The organism is Sphingobium mellinum, from assembly GCF_037860795.1.
GTDB classification, from domain to species: domain Bacteria; phylum Pseudomonadota; class Alphaproteobacteria; order Sphingomonadales; family Sphingomonadaceae; genus Sphingobium; species Sphingobium mellinum.
In genome coordinates this window covers 1-14,795 of sequence record NZ_JBANRK010000023.1, presented here as the reverse complement: position 1 = coordinate 14,795, position 14,795 = coordinate 1, and the positions used below count along the sequence as shown (strand labels likewise).

General features: G+C 61.9%; 14 protein-coding genes. 9 read left to right on the top strand and 5 right to left on the bottom strand.

The genetic code is table 11. From position 1 onward, the window contains the following. Nucleotides 1–12: 12 nt before the first annotated feature. Together lipA and AAC640_RS16440 are read left to right on the top strand one after the other, a co-directional pair. Nucleotides 13–969, top strand: a complete 957-nt coding sequence (lipA, locus tag AAC640_RS16445; RefSeq protein ID WP_340268221.1) for a lipoyl synthase — start codon at nucleotides 13–15, stop codon at nucleotides 967–969. Between the two features lie 3 nt (nucleotides 970–972). After that, nucleotides 973–1,443 carry a type II toxin-antitoxin system RatA family toxin gene (locus tag AAC640_RS16440; protein ID WP_340268219.1) on the top strand — a complete coding sequence of 157 codons (471 nt, stop codon included), beginning with the start codon at nucleotides 973–975 and terminating at the stop codon, nucleotides 1,441–1,443. Here the strand turns inward: AAC640_RS16440 and AAC640_RS16435 are convergent. Together AAC640_RS16435 and AAC640_RS16430 are read right to left on the bottom strand one after the other, a co-directional pair. Continuing rightward, nucleotides 1,395–1,907, bottom strand: a complete 513-nt coding sequence (locus tag AAC640_RS16435; RefSeq protein WP_340268217.1) for a CinA family protein — start codon at nucleotides 1,905–1,907, stop codon at nucleotides 1,395–1,397. The two genes, AAC640_RS16440 and AAC640_RS16435, sit on opposite strands and share 49 nt — an antisense overlap. 5 nt (nucleotides 1,908–1,912) lie before the next feature. Next, on the bottom strand, nucleotides 1,913–3,085 hold the full coding sequence (locus AAC640_RS16430) for a bifunctional 2-C-methyl-D-erythritol 4-phosphate cytidylyltransferase/2-C-methyl-D-erythritol 2,4-cyclodiphosphate synthase (RefSeq protein WP_340268215.1): 1,173 nt from the start codon (nucleotides 3,083–3,085) through the stop codon (nucleotides 1,913–1,915). A gap of 105 nt (nucleotides 3,086–3,190) precedes the next feature. Here AAC640_RS16430 and dusB point away from each other — a divergent pair, with 105 nt between their 5' ends. From dusB to hflX, 7 genes are all read left to right on the top strand, one after another. Continuing rightward, the gene (gene dusB, locus AAC640_RS16425; protein WP_340268213.1) at nucleotides 3,191–4,210 is read left to right on the top strand and encodes a tRNA dihydrouridine synthase DusB; all 1,020 of its coding nucleotides are present in this window, start codon (nucleotides 3,191–3,193) and stop codon (nucleotides 4,208–4,210) included. Continuing rightward, complete coding sequence (locus AAC640_RS16420) at nucleotides 4,207–5,316, top strand: two-component system sensor histidine kinase NtrB (protein WP_340268211.1); 1,110 nt, start codon at nucleotides 4,207–4,209, stop codon at nucleotides 5,314–5,316. Before dusB ends, AAC640_RS16420 begins: the two co-directional genes overlap by 4 nt. Further along, nucleotides 5,316–6,761 (top strand): nitrogen regulation protein NR(I), encoded by a 1,446-nt coding sequence (gene ntrC, locus AAC640_RS16415; protein ID WP_340268209.1) that lies wholly within the window; start codon nucleotides 5,316–5,318, stop codon nucleotides 6,759–6,761. Before AAC640_RS16420 ends, ntrC begins: the two co-directional genes overlap by 1 nt. Before the next feature lie 98 nt (nucleotides 6,762–6,859). After that, complete coding sequence (locus AAC640_RS16410; protein ID WP_340268207.1) at nucleotides 6,860–9,100, top strand: sensor histidine kinase; 2,241 nt, start codon at nucleotides 6,860–6,862, stop codon at nucleotides 9,098–9,100. After that, nucleotides 9,090–10,463 (top strand): nitrogen assimilation response regulator NtrX, encoded by a 1,374-nt coding sequence (ntrX, locus tag AAC640_RS16405; protein ID WP_340268205.1) that lies wholly within the window; start codon nucleotides 9,090–9,092, stop codon nucleotides 10,461–10,463. The genes AAC640_RS16410 and ntrX overlap by 11 nt, the downstream gene beginning before the upstream one ends. A 155-nt stretch (nucleotides 10,464–10,618) precedes the next feature. Further along, on the top strand, nucleotides 10,619–11,101 hold the full coding sequence (gene hfq / locus AAC640_RS16400; protein ID WP_340268270.1) for an RNA chaperone Hfq: 483 nt from the start codon (nucleotides 10,619–10,621) through the stop codon (nucleotides 11,099–11,101). 65 nt (nucleotides 11,102–11,166) lie between these two features. Then, the gene (gene hflX / locus AAC640_RS16395; protein ID WP_340268203.1) at nucleotides 11,167–12,495 is read left to right on the top strand and encodes a GTPase HflX; all 1,329 of its coding nucleotides are present in this window, start codon (nucleotides 11,167–11,169) and stop codon (nucleotides 12,493–12,495) included. 66 nt (nucleotides 12,496–12,561) lie between these two features. On the opposite strand, the gene mazG is transcribed toward hflX, so the two are convergent. From mazG to AAC640_RS16380, 3 genes are all read right to left on the bottom strand, one after another. Continuing rightward, on the bottom strand, nucleotides 12,562–13,350 hold the full coding sequence (mazG, locus tag AAC640_RS16390; RefSeq protein ID WP_340268268.1) for a nucleoside triphosphate pyrophosphohydrolase: 789 nt from the start codon (nucleotides 13,348–13,350) through the stop codon (nucleotides 12,562–12,564). 273 nt (nucleotides 13,351–13,623) lie between these two features. Further along, entirely contained in the window at nucleotides 13,624–14,094 is a 471-nt protein-coding gene (locus AAC640_RS16385) for a hypothetical protein (RefSeq protein WP_340268201.1), read from the bottom strand. Nucleotides 14,095–14,107: 13 nt separating this feature from the next. Further along, nucleotides 14,108–14,795: helix-turn-helix domain-containing protein (locus tag AAC640_RS16380; RefSeq protein WP_340268199.1), on the bottom strand; the 688-nt coding region annotated here is incomplete at its 5' end.

Genomic DNA, 14,795 nt, shown 5'->3' with positions numbered 1-14,795 from the left:
GCAAGTGCGTCCATGCATCGCTATCTGGGGCGCATGACGGAAATCGCCTCCATCCCGACGCGTGCCCAACCGGAGCGCGCCCGCAAGCCCGACTGGATCCGCGTGAAGGCGCCGACCAGTCCTGGCTACCATGAGACGCGCAAGCTCATGCGCGAAAAGGGTTTGGCCACCGTATGCGAAGAGGCAGCCTGCCCCAACATCGGCGAATGCTGGACCAAGAAGCATGCCACCGTGATGATATTGGGCGACGTCTGCACGCGCGCCTGCGCCTTCTGCAATGTGAAAACCGGCATGCCGCGCAAGGTCGATGCCAACGAGCCGCAGAACCTGGCCGATGCCTGCGCCGAAATGGGCCTGGAGCATATCGTCGTCACCTCGGTCGATCGAGATGACCTGCCCGATGGGGGGGCGTCTCAGTTCGTGAAGGTGATCGAGGCGCTGCGCCGCACCACTCCCGACACGACGATCGAGATATTGACGCCCGACTTCCGCAACAAGCATGAACGGGCCGTGGAGATGATCGTCGCGGCCCGGCCGGACGTCTATAACCATAATCTGGAAACCGTTCCCCGGCTTTATCCGACCATCCGGCCCGGCGCGCGCTATTATGCGTCACTGCGCCTGCTGGAGATGGTGAAGAAGCTCGATCCGTCGATCTTCACCAAGTCCGGCATCATGCTGGGCCTGGGTGAGGAACGGCTCGAGGTCCACCAGGTCATGGACGACATGCGGTCGGCGGACATCGATTTCCTCACCATGGGCCAGTATCTCCAGCCAACGCCCAAGCACGCCAAGGTGATGGAATTTGTGACACCGGCCGCCTTCAGCGCCTATGCGGCGATCGGCCGGGCGAAGGGGTTCCTGCAGGTGGCGTCGAGTCCCCTGACGCGCTCAAGCTACCACGCCGGCAAGGATTTTGCCGAGATGCGGGCCGCGCGCGAGGCACAATTGGCCAAGGCTGCCCGCTAAGCGATGCCCAGGCACCACGAAACGCGGTCGCTGCCGTACACGCCTCACCAGATGTTCGAATTGGTTGCGAATGTCGGGGCCTACCCCGAATTCCTTCCTTGGGTCAGCGCTATCCGAGTGCGGTCCAATAGCGATTCCGAAATGGTCGCGGACATGATCGTCGGCTTCAAGGGAATCAAGGAGAGCTTTACATCCCGCGTTCATAAACATCGCCCCGATTTTGTTCGGGTCGATTATGTGGACGGGCCGCTCAAGCACCTTCACAATCAGTGGCGTTTCCGCGACGATGGAAAGAGCGGGGTATTGGTCGATTTCGAGGTCGAGTTCGAATTCAAGAACCGGCTGTTCGAAATGCTCGCCGGGCAGATGTTCGACAAGGCGTTGCGCAAGATGATCGGTGCGTTCGAAACGCGCGCGGCGGAACTTTACGGCGAGTCAGGCAGCAGCAGTTCCAGCGCGCAAAGCGCTGCCTGAAGGCGTACGCCGCCGCGGCCGCTATCGTCGAAATGACGCATGTCGGCGACGACCTTGTCGGGACTGCCGCCGCGCTCGGCGCGGGCAAATACCACAGTTCCGACTGGCTTCTGTTCAGATCCGCCGCCTGGCCCGGCGATGCCGGTGATCGCCACGGCGACGTTCGCGTGGCTCTTCGTCAACGCACCCTGCGCCATCGCCCAGGCTGTGGCGATGGATACGGCGCCAAAGGTTTCCAAGACGTCCTGCGAAACTTTCAGAAGTTCATTCTTCATGTCATTGGAATAAGTAATAAAACCGGCTTCGAACACGTCGGATGATCCGGCTATCTCGGTGAGCGCGGCCGAGACGAGGCCACCGGTGCAGCTTTCCGCAACGGCTATCGTCCTGCCGGCGCGGCGATTGGCAATGATGACGCGCTCGGCGAGTTCGACAAGCTGCACGGGGAGGATATGGTCTGGCATGATAGCTAGAATAGCGCGGGGAAGGAAAGGGTTGCAACAGCCTGCGCGGCTATGCCTTCACGGCGGCCTGCAAAACCCAGGCGTTCCGTCGTGGTCGCCTTCACGCTGATCCGATCGAGCGGGATTCGGGCAATCTCTCCGACCCGCTGGCGCATGGCCTCGCGATGGGGGCCGATTTTCGGCGCTTCGCAAATGATCGTGAGGTCGATATGTTCGATATTACCGCCACGAACCGCCACGCGATCAACGGCATATTCCAGAAAGCGGGACGATGCCGCGCCTCGCCACTGCGGATCGGACGGGGGAAAATGGCTGCCGATATCACCCTCGGCCAGCGCGCCAAAGAGGGCGTCTACGATCGCGTGGAGCGCCACGTCCGCGTCGCTATGGCCAGCGAGACCGCGCTCATGATCAATCCGGACGCCGGCGAGCCAGAGTTCTTCGCCCTCTGCCAGCCTGTGAACATCATAACCCATGCCAACCCGCGTAGCCCGCTGGCCAACGAGGCGGGCTTCGGCGCGCGCAAAATCTTCAGGATAGGTCAATTTCTCCAGCCTTTCATCGCCGGCGACCATCGCGACACTTTCGCCATGAAGCTTAAGCATCTGGGCGTCGTCGGTTGCCTCCCGCAAAGCATCCCATCCGCGATGAGCCGCCAGGATCGAATCGAAGCGGAAGGCCTGGGGCGTCTGCACGCGGAAAAGCGCGGCGCGATCAACCAGATCGCCGGCACGACCAGATTCAGATCGCACCAGCGTATCGGCGACAGGCAGTACCGGCACGGCGCCGGACACCGTATCGAGCGCTTTGAGCAGGCGATTGATCACGTCAGGGGGCAGGAAAGGACGTGCGGCATCGTGAATGAGAACATGTAACGCGCCGCCGTGGGCGGCAACAGCCTCCAGCCCCGCGCGCACTGAACCGCGCCGACTGTCGGCACCCAACACGATCGCGTCAGCGCGATCCCCGAGCAGGTCGCGAACGGCATCCTTTTGTCCCGCGCCGACGACCAGCACGACTTTGTCCACCGCCGGATGAGCCGTGAGGGCGTCGACGGCGTGAGCCAGCACCGGCTTGCCGCCGATCCGGCGGAGTTGCTTGGGCGTGTCGCCGCCAGCCCGACTTCCCTGGCCGGCAGCGACGACCAGCGCGACCACATTCTGCTTGCCCCACATCATGCCCTGGCGTGTAGCGAAGGGCGCGCATGACCGCCAGACCTGGCTTTGCTTGCCCGGAGGGCGCTTTTCCGTTAAGGGCTGCCTGTTTTTTAGGCAGGTTCGGCAATGCGCGCGCTCTCCCCCATTTCCATCGGTCCCGTGACGATCGACATGCCCGTGATTCTGGCACCGATGACAGGCGTCACCGATATGCCGTTCCGCACACTGGTTCGTCGCTACGGCTCCGGACTCAACGTCACGGAGATGATCGCCACGGCGGCGATGATTCGCGAAACCCGGCAGTCGCTGCAGAAAGCCGCATGGCATCCTGTCGAGGAACCCGTCTCGATGCAGTTGGCCGGCTGCTCACCGCGCGAAATGGCTGAGGCGGCGAAGCTGAATGCTGACCGGGGCGCTGCCATTATCGACATCAACATGGGTTGCCCGGTGAAAAAGGTGGTGAACGGCGATGCTGGAAGCGCATTGATGCGCGACCTGCCGCTGGCCGCCGCGCTGATCGAAGCGACGGTGAAGGCCGTCGAAGTACCCGTCACCGTCAAGATGCGGATGGGGTGGGATCATTCCAGCCTCAACGCGCCGGAACTGGCGAGAATCGCCGAGGATCTGGGTGCGAAGCTAATAACCGTCCATGGCCGGACCCGCTGCCAGATGTACAAGGGCAGCGCCGACTGGGAATTCGTGCGCAGCGTCAAGCAAGCTGTTTCCCTTCCGGTGATTGTCAATGGCGACATCTGTTCGATCGAGGACGCTGAAACCGCGCTTGAACAGAGCGGCGCGGACGGCGTAATGATCGGTCGAGGCGCCTATGGTCGCCCTTGGCTCATCGGGCAGGTGATGCATTGGTTCCGCACAGGTCAGCGCCTTGCGGACCCTTCGCTTGCTGAGCAATATCAGGTGATTACAGAACATTACCGCGCCATGATCGATCATTATGATGGCCTGACCGGCGTCAACATGGCCCGCAAGCATATCGGCTGGTACACCAAGGGGCTGCCGGGCTCGGCCGAGTTTCGCAATGCCGTTAACCAGGAACCGGACGGCAATGTCGTGCTAGACATGCTCGCGCATTTCTACGAGCCGCTCATCGCGCAGGAAGATATGGTTGAACCGCGCAAGGCTGCATGAGCGTGCCGGCCGAGACCATCCCGCCGCCCCGGACGCCGCAGGATGGGCCATCCCTGACCGAGCTTATGACGGCATTGCCGGTGGCGACGCTGGTCGTGCGCCCCGACAATCTCATCGCCGAAGCGAATGTACGGGCGGAAACTTTGCTCAACATGGGCCGTTCGGCCATCGTCGGGAGCGACATCACCCGCACTATTCGGATGGCGGATGTGGGATCGCGCTTCGACATCTGGCACAGCAACAAGCCGATCGCAGCCTATGACGTCAGGGTTCACGCGGGTCGGACCGCCGAAATGGAGGTGGACCTCATGATCTCTCCGGTCATCGACCATGAAGGGTGGCGGGTCGTGTCCATCCATTCGCAAAGCCACGCGCGAAAGATCGGCCATCGAGGCACCACGGGCGGGGCGCGCTCAGCAATCGGCGCTGCGGCGATCCTGGCGCACGAAATCAAGAATCCGCTCTCCGGCATTCGCGGCGCGGCGCAGCTGATTGAGCTGGGGAATGCCGGACAGGATGCCGCCTTGACCCAGCTTATCTGCAACGAGGTCGATCGAATCGCTGCCCTCATCGACCGCATGCAGGATTTCACTACCGATCGAACGCTCGAATGCCGGCCCGGTAACATCTATCCGCTGATCGACCGGGCGGCGAGCATCGCGGCTGCCGGATTCGCCCGCAATATCCGCATCGTCAAACGCTACGATCCGTCGCTGCCATTCGCCATCATCAATGACGATGCCCTGGTGCAGGTCATGATCAACCTGCTGAAAAATGCTGCGGAAGCGCTGGACCATAGTGAAAATCCCTGCATCCGGGTGGAAACCGCCTTTCGTCATGGAGTCTCCGTCGTAGTCGGCGATGGAAAGGGCAGCGCCGTGCTGCCGATCGAAATTCTGGTCATCGATAACGGACCCGGTGTGCCGGACCATATTCTGGATCATCTGTTCAACCCCTTCATCACCGGCAAGCGGGATGGGCAGGGCCTTGGCCTAGCGCTTGTGGACAAGCTGTTGCGCGACATGAATGGTCTCGTGCAATATTCCCGCGACCATGAGGAAGGGGAATCGACTTTCCGCATTCTGCTGCCGATGGGGATGAACTGATGAGCGCGACTGGCGCAGTTCTGGTCATCGATGACGATCCCGCCATTTGCCTCGTCGTGGGCGAAGCGCTGCGGCGGCAAGGACACAAGGTCAAGACGGCCGGTTCCATCCGCGAGCGCGGTGCCCTTATCGACAGTTTCGCGCCGGATGTTCTGATCACAGACGTCATGCTGCCGGACGGCGACGGGCTGGATGGCGTTGCCGAAATATTGGAGCGCAAGCCCGGTCTCAGCGTGATTGTCCTGTCCGCGCAGAACACCCTCAACACGGCGATCCGTGCGACCGAAAAGGGGGCGTTCGAATATCTGCCCAAGCCCTTCGACCTCAATGAGCTGGCGCGGGCCGTCAGCGACGCACTCAGCCATGGCAAAGCTGAGGACGGAGAGGGGGTCAGTAGCGGTTTGCCGCATGATGGCCTGCCGTTGGTCGGGCGTTCCCCCGCGATGCAAGAAGTATATCGCACGGTGGCCCGCGTCCTTTCGAATGACCTCAGCATCCTGGTGCTGGGTGAGTCGGGCACCGGCAAGGAACTGGTGGCGGAAGCCATTCACAGTCTGGGGCAGCGGCGTACCAAGCCTTTCGTTGCAATCAACATGGCCGCCATCCCGCGTGAACTGATCGAAGCAGAACTCTTTGGTTATGAAAAAGGCGCCTTCACGGGCGCGCATGCCCGGACAGCCGGGAAGTTCGAGCAGGCGCAGGGCGGCACATTGTTCCTGGACGAAATCGGCGACATGCCCATGGAAGCGCAAACCCGCCTGCTGCGCGTGCTGCAATCGGGAGAGGTGACAACGGTCGGGGGGTCAAAACCGGTGCGGGTCGATGTCCGGATCATCGCGGCGACCAACAAGGACCTGCCGCGGCTGATCGAGGAGAACCGGTTCCGGCAGGATCTTTATTATCGGCTGAATGTCGTGCCGATTGCTCTGCCAGCTCTGCGAGAGCGCCGGGAAGACGTGATTCTGCTGGCGCGGCATTTCCTTGATCGCGCAGCACAGGAAGGATTGCCGCGCAAGTCGCTTTCCGATGACGCCGCTCAGTTGCTGATGGCCTACCACTGGCCAGGCAATGTACGCGAGTTACAGAATCTGATGCAGCGTCTGGCGGTCCTGAGCCGTGAGAATGTGATCGCGGCCGACATGCTGCGGAACAGCCTCCCGCTCGACAACGTGCCCGCAGACTATGTGGCGCCGGCCGGCCAGCTCGTGCAGGCGGTGCGGGAGTGGGCAAAGCGGCAGCTCGGCACTGGCCTGGGACAGCCTAACCGAGCCCTTCATGATGATCTCCTCGCCGTTGTCGAGCCGGTGCTCCTGCAGGAAACTCTGGCCAGCGTGGACGGCAATCAAATCCGCGCCGCCGCGCTTCTGGGGATCAATCGCAACACCCTGCGCAAGAAATTGACTGACTATGGAATGGACCCCCTCCACTTGCGAGTAGCCGACTGATCCGCAATGGGACGAACCGCGCGAACCGGCCGACCAGAATAAGGTCCTGTTCAATTACTGTGTATGATCGGGCACGGCATTGTTGTAGCAACGCCACTATGGAAGGCGTTGTGACACTCTCCGCGCGTGGTCGAGGCTGGAAGAGATATGTTCGACCGCACCTGGCGCGGCTGGTCGAAGCGGTCACGCTGCTGGTCTTCCTTGCGACCGCAGGTCTTACCTATGTTCTGCTGTCAGGGCAGGGGCAGTCCTATACGTTACTGACGCCCCCGATCGTTGCGCTGCTGCTGGTCGGCAATCTGGTTCCTGCGATCGCGCTGCTGGTCCTGCTCGGGCGTCGGGTGGCGAAGCGTCGCGCGGTGCAGTCAGCGATCGGCAGCGATGGGCAGTTGCACGTCCGGCTCGTTGCGATCTTCTCGATAATAGCCAGCGTACCGATGCTGCTGGTCGTGATCTTCGCGTCGCTGCTGTTCCAATATGGCGTGCAGTTCTGGTTTTCGGATAGCGCGCGCGGGATGCTACAGAACGCAAGTGATCTCGCGCGCGGCTATTATGAGCAGAATCTGCGCGAGGTCGGTGACGAAACCGTCACGATGGCGAGCGATCTGCGGGATTATCTATCCCAGTCCAAGGTTTCCAGCCCCCGGTTCGCGGAAGGTTACATCTATCAGGTTGTAACCCGAAAGCTGAACAGATCAGCCATTATCGAGGTCGGCAAGGACGGCGTGGCCCGCACCGCGGCGACGGTGGACCCTGATAGCCGGCCCGCATCTGAAATGCTGTCGGCAGACGTTATCAAGCGTCTGGCTTCGGGAGAAAATGTGGTGGTTGCGGCCAAGCCCAGCCAGATCGAGGCGGTGACGCTGCTCTATCCGGGCGCGAAAATCTATCTGTATGCCACCCGCGACTCAGGCTCGACGGCCTTCAGCAACGTCGAGCGGGCGCAGAAGGTCCTGGCGGATTATGACGTGTTCGCCGCCCAGTCGCGCGCGTTGCAATTGCGCTTCAATGTCGCGCTTTTCGTCGGGTCGCTGCTGCTGGTAGGCGTGGCCGTCTATATCGCTCTGGCGGTCGCCGACTGGATGGTGCGTCCGGTCAACGAATTGGTGACCGCCGCGCGCCGGATTACCGCAGGGGACCTTTCGGCGCGGGTGACCAGCCCGCAGGCGCGCGATGAGATCGGCACGCTCGCGTCGGCATTCAACCGTATGACTCAGAGGCTGGAAGCGCAGACCGGCGCCCTTGTGGCTGCGAACAACCAGTTGGACGAGCGCCGCGCCTTTATAGAGGCTATCCTGTCCGGTGTGTCGGCCGGGGTGCTGTCGGTCGACCGAGACGGGGTCATCGTGCTGCTGAACAGTTCGGCCGCAGCCATCCTGGTCCGCGAGGATGGCGACGCGGTCGGTCGGCCACTCTCAGAAGTGTCGCCGGAGTTGGCCGCCCTGACCGCTTCGGAGGAGGGCGCAGCGATCGTCCAGATCCGCGTACAGGGCGAAGTCCGCACGTTGGCGGTGAAAGTCTCTGAAGACGCATCACGCCACATCCTCACCTTTGACGATATCACGCAGCAACTGTCGGACCAGCGGCGCGCCGCATGGTCCGATGTCGCGCGCAGGATCGCTCATGAGATAAAAAATCCCCTCACGCCGATCCAACTCGCGGCGGAGCGCCTGCAGCGGCGCTATGCGGAGGAGATCAGTAGCGACAAAGCGGTTTTCACGCGTCTTACGGGTACGATCATCCGGCAGGTCGGCGATCTGCGGCGGATCGTGGATGAATTCTCCTCTTTCGCGCGCATGCCCAAGCCAGTGTTTCGTCGGGAAGCGGTAAGCGACATTGCTCGCCATGCGCTGTTTCTCCACGAGGTTGCCCATCCGGACATCCGGTTTGAGTTTCATGCAGACGATGACGACATGGACTTGGTTTGCGACCGGCGACAGCTGGGACAGGCGCTCACCAATATCGTCAAAAATTCGGTGGAGGCAATCGAACCCAAGCCTGCGCCTGAGGCTGGGCGCGAGCGGGGCCATGTCCGTATGACGGTTAAACGCGATGACAGCCATCTGAGGATCGAGGTATGCGATGACGGCATCGGTCTTCCGCCCGAGCGGGAAAGGGTGCTGGAACCCTATATGACCACGCGCACCAAAGGGACGGGTCTGGGCCTGGCGATCGTCAAGAAGATCGTCGAGGAACATATGGGAGAGATCCGACTGGAAGACGCGGACGGCGGTGGGACACGCGTGACATTGCGTTTCCCGACCGCCGCCCTGGAAAAACTGGAAGAGGGTCATGTCGTGACTCAGCCCAAGGGAAAAGTGACAGCCAATGGCGCTTGATATTCTCGTAGTGGATGACGAAGAGGACATTCGCGATCTCGTCGCGGGTGTGCTCGAAGATGAAGGTTTCGCGGCACGGACCGCGGCGAACAGCGATGAGGCGATGGAGGCCCTGGATGCGCGGCGTCCATCGCTCGTCCTGCTGGATGTATGGCTTCAGGGTTCCCGAATGGACGGGCTAGAACTGCTTGACGAAATCAAGCGGCGCGACGCCACCATTCCTGTGTTGATGATTTCCGGCCACGGCAATATCGACACGGCCGTCGCCGCGATTCGCAAGGGCGCGGCCGACTTCATCGAAAAGCCGTTCGAAGCGGATCGCCTCCTGCATCTGGTCTCCCGCGCCACCGAAACCGAAAGGCTGCGGCGGGAAAACCAGGTCCTGCGGGCTCGGTTCGGCCAGGACGATGAACTGACCGGTACATCGGCGGTCATTAACGCGGTGCGGGCTACCATCAAGCGGGTCGCGGGAACCGGCAGCCGCGTCCTGATTTCCGGCCCTGCGGGCGTAGGCAAGGAGGTTGCTGCCCGCATGCTCCACAGCTGGAGCGGGCGCGCCGACGCGCCCTTCATCGTCGTCGCGGCTGCACGCATGGACCCCGACCGGGTTGAGGAAGAACTGTTTGGCGTCGAGGACCCGAGCGGTCTCGTGCGTCCGGGCTATCTGGAGCAGGCCCATGGTGGCACGCTCTATCTGGACGAGATCGCCGACATGCCGTTAACTACCCAAGGCAAGATATTGCGGGTGCTAACGGACCAGAGCTTCACCCGCGTCAGCGGCCAACGACAAGTCAAGGTGGACGTCCGGGTCATATCCTCAACAGCGCGTGACCTGGCGGTGGAAATAGAGGAGCGGCGCTTCCGCGAGGATCTGTTCTACCGGCTGAACGTCGTGCCGCTGGTGATACCGCCCTTGTCCGAGCGGCGAGACGATATCCCGCCGCTAGTCGAACATTATCTGGCCCGTTTCGCGGCAGAACGGCGTGTGCCGGCGCCAGAGATCGCCAGTGATGCCATGGCCGCGTTGCAAGCCAATGAGTGGCCGGGCAATGTCCGGCAACTGCGCAACGTCATTGAACGCACCATGATCCTGGCCCCGGGTGAGCGGATAGGCCGAATCGAACTGGACATGCTGCCTAGCGAACTGACCAATAATGGGGGAGGCGAGGGCATCGGTCAGTCCGCGATCATGGGCGCGCCGCTGCGAGAGGCACGGGAGAGCTTCGAGCGCGAATATCTCCGTATTCAGATTCGCCGCTTTTCCGGAAATATCTCCCGCACCGCGACTTTCATCGGGATGGAGCGGTCCGCGCTGCACCGCAAGCTGAAGTTGCTTGGCATCACTGATGGAAAAGACAATTGAAGCAGGTGGATGATCAGAAGTTCATCAGGGGCATGGACGGCTCTTCGCAATTGCGGTAGCTTTCATCTCGCTCCCGACACGCGGGAGCAGGCACGACGCCCTGCCCAGGGGTGCGCGAGCGGGTAACGTCCCGCCAATAAGGACTGGTGATGACCATGGCCGAAAAACTGAATAATCTTCAGGACATTTTCCTGAACAGCCTGCGTAAGAGCAAGACTCCCGTCACCATGTTTCTGGTCAAGGGCGTCAAGCTTCAAGGAATCATCACATGGTTTGACAATTTCTCGGTGCTGCTGCGCCGCGATGGTCAATCCCAGCTTGTCTACAAGCACGCCATCTCCACCGTCATGCCCGCCCAGCCGATGGACCTCACCGATCTGCGCAAGGCTAGCGATGGCAATGGCAAACCGCGACTGCTCCAAGAGATCTTCCTGAGCGCCGTGCGCAAGTCGGGCGGCCCGGTTACCATGTTCTTGGTGAACGGCGTCATGCTGCAGGGCGAAATCGCCGCGTTCGACCTCTTCTGTATGTTGCTGGAGCGTGACGGAATGGTGCAGCTGGTTTACAAGCACGCCATCTCGACGGTTCAGCCGCTTCACGCCATCGATTTGAGCGGCGAGGGCGAGGGCGGGGATTGACGCTTTTTCTGCGCTGGGCGCCCGCTTCGAATGAGGCGGGCTGCCGCCTGATGCGTTAAACCCACATGGCCGTCTTTAACCGGGACTCGACCGACGAGGTCACGCGCGGTGCGCGAGCTGTCGTTGTGCGCGCCGAAACCCATGGGACAGAGCGCCGCGATAGCGAGGCTCGGCTCGAAGAAGCCCGAGGTTTGGCTCTCGCCATCGGCATCGACATACGTCGCGCCCAAGCTTTTCGCGTGCGTGACCGCAAGCCTGCCACCTTGTTCGGCAGTGGGCAGGTCGAACAGATCGCGGCCCTCGCGCGTGCCGAGGAAGCCGAACTGGTCATCGTCGATAATGCGCTGAGTCCGGTTCAACAGAGCAATCTCGAAAAGGCGACCGAGGCCAAGGTGATCGACCGGACAGGTCTGATCCTCGAAATCTTCGGTGAGCGCGCTGCAACGAACGAAGGGCGGCTTCAGGTCGAACTGGCGCATCTCGACTATCAGGCTGGGCGGCTCGTGCGCAGTTGGACCCATCTGGAAAGGCAGCGTGGCGGGTTCGGCTTCCTGGGCGGCCCCGGCGAAACCCAGATCGAAGCTGACCGCCGGATGATCCGGGACCGCATGGCCAAGATCCGGCGCGAACTCGACCAGGTAACCCGCACACGCAGCCTGCACAGAACGCGCCGGCAGCGTGCTCCCTGGCCGGTCATAGCGCTGGTAGGCTATACCAATGCCGGCAAATCCACCCTGTTCAATCGGCTCACGGGCGCGGACGTCATGGCCGAGGATCTCCTTTTCGCGACGCTCGATCCGACCATGCGGCAGATCGCCTTGCCCGGACTGGACAAAGCGATCCTCTCCGACACTGTGGGTTTCGTATCGGACCTGCCGACGCAGTTGATCGCAGCTTTTCGGGCGACGTTGGAAGAGGTTCTGTCCGCCGACCTCATCATCCATGTCCGCGACATTGCGCATCCGGATAGCGAAGCTCAGCGCGACGATGTGCTGGACGTGCTCAGCGAGCTGGGGGTTGCTGGCGAAGGGGCATTGAAGGGCGAGCAGGGGGGAGATCCGCCGCCCATGATCGAAGCGTGGAACAAGCTCGACCTTCTGGAAGCGGGGCGCGCCGATGACATGCGTGAAATAGCTGCCCGCAGGAACGATGTGGTCATCTTGTCCGCACTGACCGGGGAAGGCATCGACACACTCCAGCACGTCATCGGCGCCTTTCTGACCTCGGGCGCGCAAGTTCACCATTTGCGGCTGCCGATCGCGGACGGAGCGGCGCTCGCTTGGCTTCACGAGCATGGGGAGGTGCTTGCCAGCCATGCCGAGGAGGGGGAGATGGCGATTGACGTCAGATTGTCGGATTCCGCGCTGGCTCGCTTCATCAAGCGCCAGGATTGACCTTCAAAGGACACACCGCATCGGTTGCGCGTGAGATCAGCGGCCAACCAGGGGCGGGCGTCTGCGTCAGCGTCTGGCTGCCTGCCGCTTGACCGTCCGCCACAGCGCCTCCTTATCGTCGAGGCTCAGTTTCACAAAATCGCCGCCCGCATGCGCCTCCATACCGCGGAACCGCGCTTCAAACTTTCTGTTGGCTGCGCGTAGGGCGACCTCCGCATCGACCTTCAAGTGACGGGCAAGGTTCACGACGGCGAAGAGCAGATCACCGATCTCCTCCTGATGCTCCTCATGCGAGGCGGCTTCACGAACCTCTTGCAGTTCCTCTTCGATCTTGGCGACCACGCCTTGGGTGTCTGGCCAGTCAAATCCGGTGCGTGCGGCCCGCTTCTGAAGTTTTTCCGCGCGAAGCAGGGCTGGCAGAGCCTGCGCCACGCCAGCCAATGCGCTGGAATCCGGATCATGATCGGCGCGCTCGGCCGCCTTGATCGCCTCCCAATGCTTGTGACCTTCTTCCCTGGACACATCATCGCTGAATATATGCGGATGACGGCGGATCATTTTCTGGGTGATCCCATCGATCACATCCTGCAACGTGAAATGCCCGGCTTGCTCCGCGATCCGGCTGTGAAACGCTACCTGAAGCAGCAGATCGCCCAGTTCATCGCGCAGATCGGCCATGTCATTGCGCTCGATTGCGTCGGCAACCTCATAGGCTTCCTCGATAGTATAGGGCGCTATGCTGGCAAAATCCTGCTGGATGTCCCACGGACAGCCGCTATCGGGATCGCGTAGTCGAGCCATGACATCAACGAGCGGCGTGACGTCGGCCGGACTTGCGTCGCGGTTGGAGGGCATGGTCATTCCGATCCGTTCCGTAGTGGCGAACACACGCCTGATAGGGCGTTCAGCCTGTTAAGGCCATAGAAGCCAGGTTCGGGAGCGCACATACCGATGTTTCTGCTGGTTAGAAAAGACACTATCTGTCCCCGATAGAATTGACACCTCTGAGGACAGCAGGGGCTGCGTGAAGCCCTCGAGATAGCGCAGCGCGGACCCTGCTGGAAGCGCAACGTGGGTGGGGAAGGGCATGGCCCCGCTGCGCAGGCAGCGGGCTCGGTCAGAGCCGGTTTAGCGGGCCTTCACGAACTCCAGCGTGCCGCGCGCCTGTAGTTCCGCCCGGCTGAGCCGCGGGCCGCGCTTGAGCTTGGGACCGCCCAACCGGCGTCCGTCGATCTTCACCGGTGCCTCCGGTTCGGGGAACAGATGCGCGGGCTGATCCCGGCGGGCAGGGGCATAGTTGTTCCGCTGCCGGTGATGCGGCGCGATTACCTGGATCTCCTTTGCTAGCGCCAGTGCCGCGTCGAGATGCTTGTTATCGACGATGGAAGGTTGATTGATCCGGGGCATCTTGTCGAACAGGCTATAAGGAAGGGAGCGCCCCTCGTGGCGGATCTCGACTGTGCCGTCGGGATATTCACAGACATCCACGCGCTTGCGCGCCAATGCCTTGCTGATCGGGTTCGGCTCCAGAAGGAACAGCACTTTGTTGTAGTGCAGCGTCAGCGCGGCCGTGACCGTTCGCTGTTCGCACCAGACCATGACAGAGTGCAGATCATCCCGCGGTGCCAGAGGGCGGTGCAGATCGCGACTGTCTGCGGCCGGACGAGCGAAGCGCGCATTGTGCCCAACCATGTAGCTTATATTCGCGTGTCGCTTCCATATCGGAAAAGGTGCTCTCGGTCTCGACCATCTTGAGATGCAGCAGCTCGCTGGTCGTGTCGTCAATGTAGACGAGCAGCGTACATTTCGGACCGCGAGCCTCGAGCCAGGCGTGCTCCGAACCGTCGATCTGGATCAACTCACCGCGGCAATCCCGCCGGTGGCGCGGCTGATAAGGCCGAGAACGACGCGCGGCGCGATCCTGCCAGATGCCGGCCTCGATCATCATCTGCCGCAATGTCTCGCAGCCCACCGCGATATCATGACGCTCCGCCAGATACTCACGCGCTAAGGTGGGCCCGAAATCCGCATAATGCTCGCGCACGATCGACAGAATCCGTTCGCGAAAGGCATCGCTGTGACGCCGGTTGCTCGGCCGACCACGCTTACGCGACACCAAGCCTGAAGCGCCCTCGGCGCGCAGACGTTCGAGCAACCGGAAGATCTGCCGGCGCTTCAAGCCCAGCAGCGTTGCCGCATCTTCAACCCGAAGTGCGCCGCGGTCGTAAGCGGGGTCTGACGGCCGCCTTGCGCCGCTCCCGATCGCCGGGATGATTGCCGCTCTTTGAGCGGAGTGGCGG

What these genes read in the sequence shown, in the direction of transcription:
- AAC640_RS16435 (WP_340268217.1), bottom strand. Translation starts at nt 1,907, where the DNA reads ATGCCAGACCATATCCTCCCCGTGCAGCTTGTCGAACTCGCCGAGCGC.
- AAC640_RS16430 (WP_340268215.1), bottom strand. Translation starts at nt 3,085, where the DNA reads ATGATGTGGGGCAAGCAGAATGTGGTCGCGCTGGTCGTCGCTGCCGGC.
- lipA (WP_340268221.1), top strand. Translation starts at nt 13, where the DNA reads ATGCATCGCTATCTGGGGCGCATGACGGAAATCGCCTCCATCCCGACG.
- hfq (WP_340268270.1), top strand. Translation starts at nt 10,619, where the DNA reads ATGGCCGAAAAACTGAATAATCTTCAGGACATTTTCCTGAACAGCCTG.
- ntrX (WP_340268205.1), top strand. Translation starts at nt 9,090, where the DNA reads ATGGCGCTTGATATTCTCGTAGTGGATGACGAAGAGGACATTCGCGAT.
- AAC640_RS16385 (WP_340268201.1), bottom strand. Translation starts at nt 14,094, where the DNA reads ATGGTCTGGTGCGAACAGCGAACGGTCACGGCCGCGCTGACGCTGCAC.
- AAC640_RS16410 (WP_340268207.1), top strand. Translation starts at nt 6,860, where the DNA reads ATGGAAGGCGTTGTGACACTCTCCGCGCGTGGTCGAGGCTGGAAGAGA.
- dusB (WP_340268213.1), top strand. Translation starts at nt 3,191, where the DNA reads ATGCGCGCGCTCTCCCCCATTTCCATCGGTCCCGTGACGATCGACATG.
- hflX (WP_340268203.1), top strand. Translation starts at nt 11,167, where the DNA reads ATGGCCGTCTTTAACCGGGACTCGACCGACGAGGTCACGCGCGGTGCG.
- mazG (WP_340268268.1), bottom strand. Translation starts at nt 13,350, where the DNA reads ATGCCCTCCAACCGCGACGCAAGTCCGGCCGACGTCACGCCGCTCGTT.
- AAC640_RS16440 (WP_340268219.1), top strand. Translation starts at nt 973, where the DNA reads ATGCCCAGGCACCACGAAACGCGGTCGCTGCCGTACACGCCTCACCAG.
- ntrC (WP_340268209.1), top strand. Translation starts at nt 5,316, where the DNA reads ATGAGCGCGACTGGCGCAGTTCTGGTCATCGATGACGATCCCGCCATT.
- AAC640_RS16420 (WP_340268211.1), top strand. Translation starts at nt 4,207, where the DNA reads ATGAGCGTGCCGGCCGAGACCATCCCGCCGCCCCGGACGCCGCAGGAT.